This is a genomic window from Phytoactinopolyspora endophytica (genome assembly GCF_004138495.1).
Taxonomy (GTDB): Bacteria; Actinomycetota; Actinomycetes; order Jiangellales; family Jiangellaceae; genus Phytoactinopolyspora; species Phytoactinopolyspora endophytica.
Genome location: NZ_ML142885.1, coordinates 1 through 1,289 on the forward strand (window position 1 = coordinate 1; position 1,289 = coordinate 1,289).

The following is a 1,289-nucleotide window of genomic DNA, read 5'->3' on the forward strand; positions in this document are numbered from 1 at the left end:
GCGGACTTGGTTGCCGTCGGGGTCGGCGAGTCTCCAGGAGACTGGTTCCAGAACGTTGGAAAGTAGAGTGCCGCCTGCGGCGCTGGCGGCTTGGGCGCGGCGGAGTTCCTCGTCGTGGGAACGTCGATTTCAAGGTGGATGTGTTGTTGGTCTGCAGGGTGTGCGGCGGATTTGGAAGGAGATGGCTGGTCCTTGTCCGAGAGGATCGACCAAGGTGTCGCTCGGGCCGGACGATTCATCGTCGTAGCTGGTTACGGCCTTCCAGAAGGGCCGGATTACAGCAGCGTCCTGGCTGCTGAATGCGACCTGGACGACTTGAAGCGATTGTCGTGCTTTGGAGCTGACCTGGGCGTCTGTCTTGAAGCCGTTCATGGTCAGGCCTTTGGAGATGCGCTGAGCGAGATCGACATCGCGTCGGGTGACTTGTGCGAACGTCACGGAATGAAGGATCAGTAGGACGTGCCTTGGACGTAGGTCCATCGACAGATAGTCAACAGTTGAGGCTGCGACTCAGAGACTGGACAATGATACGACTTCGGCGCCCTGGTCCAGTGATCTCACGGGTACCACTGTGGCGAGTGCCCCGTCGACATATCTCCATCCCAGTTCGGCGACGGCGTCGCTAGCCTCGTCGGGACCGAGTGGCGTTGTCCATGCGGGGATCGTCGGGTGCCGCAAACATTTTTCTTCGTCAATGTATGTCCAGCTCATAGTTACATAATCATACAATTGTTTGGTATCGTGGGTAAAGTCCGGTGGTGGCACCCAGGCTCGGGTTGCGCCAGCCTACACGCGGCTGTCAGGTCAGGGCGCTGTGCAAAGCGGTGACGACGGTGTGTTGCTGGTCGTTTGTGAGGGAGGCGGAGCTGGGGAGGGAGAGGCCCTGGCGATAGATCCGATCCGCGTTCTCGTCGCCGATTCGTTCTGTGGAGCGGTACGGTGGCTGGCGGTGCAGTGGTGGCCAGAGGCGGCGCGCCTGAACCCTGTGCGACCTGAGGGATGCGATGACGTCGTCGGGGGTTGTCTGTTCGTCGTCGGTGAGTGCTGAGTAGAGCCAGTACGTCGGGTTTGCCCACGTCGCTGTTGGTGGTGTGGTGAGCGGCAGGTCCGTGAGGCTCTGCTGGTAGCGCGCGGCGATGTTCCTCTTGTGGGCGAGGAATTGGTCGAGGCGTTCGAGTTGGGCGCATCCGAGCGCTGCGGCGATGTTGGTGAGCCGGTAGTTGTAGCCGATGGTGTCGTGTAGGTACTGCCCGTCGGTGCTTTTGGCCTGTGTGGTCAGGTGCTTGGCG

The 1,289-nt window shown here is 60.8% G+C and carries 2 protein-coding genes; one reads left to right on the plus strand and one right to left on the minus strand.

The window, feature by feature from the left end:
* The first annotated feature begins 192 nt into the window (after positions 1 to 192).
* Positions 193 to 456 (plus strand): hypothetical protein, encoded by a 264-nt coding sequence (locus ELR45_RS33825; protein WP_129670210.1) that lies wholly within the window; start codon positions 193 to 195, stop codon positions 454 to 456.
* A gap of 343 nt (positions 457 to 799) precedes the next feature.
* Here the strand turns inward: ELR45_RS33825 and ELR45_RS40105 are convergent.
* Positions 800 to 1,289: DegT/DnrJ/EryC1/StrS family aminotransferase (locus tag ELR45_RS40105; protein ID WP_205857803.1), on the minus strand; the 490-nt coding region annotated here is incomplete at its 5' end.